General features: G+C 73.6%; 1 protein-coding gene. It reads left to right on the top strand.

The features are described from left to right. Positions 1-424: hypothetical protein (locus tag D7Y13_RS43530; RefSeq protein WP_208734681.1), on the top strand; the 424-nt coding region annotated here is incomplete at both ends.

A 424-nucleotide genomic window follows, 5' to 3' on the forward strand; every position in this document is an offset into this window, starting at 1 on the left:
CTCAAGGACCGCTTCGGCGCCGAGATCCGCACGCACTACCCGACCGAGCTCGAGGCCGAGATCGCCGTCATCCGCCAGGAGGCCGACCTCGTCGCCGAGGTCCCCGACCCGCTGGTCGAGATCCTGGCGCGCTTCACCCGTCACCTGCGTGCGTCGTCCTCGGTCGACCAGCGCTCCGGCGTCTCGGCCCGCTTCGCCATCGCCGGCGCCGAGACCATCGCCGCCGCCGCGCTGCACCGCGCGACGGTCCAGGGCGAGGAGCGGGCCTGCGCCCGCGTCGTGGACCTGCAGACCGCCGTGGAGGTGCTCGGCGGCAAGATCGAGTTCGAGTCCGGCGAGGAGGGCCGCGAGGAGGAAGTGCTCACCCACCTGCTGCGCACCGCCACCGCCGAGGTCGTGCGCACCAGCTTCCGCGGGATCGACC

The sequence above is a fragment of the Corallococcus praedator genome, from assembly GCF_003612125.1.
Classification (GTDB): domain Bacteria; phylum Myxococcota; class Myxococcia; order Myxococcales; family Myxococcaceae; genus Corallococcus; species Corallococcus praedator.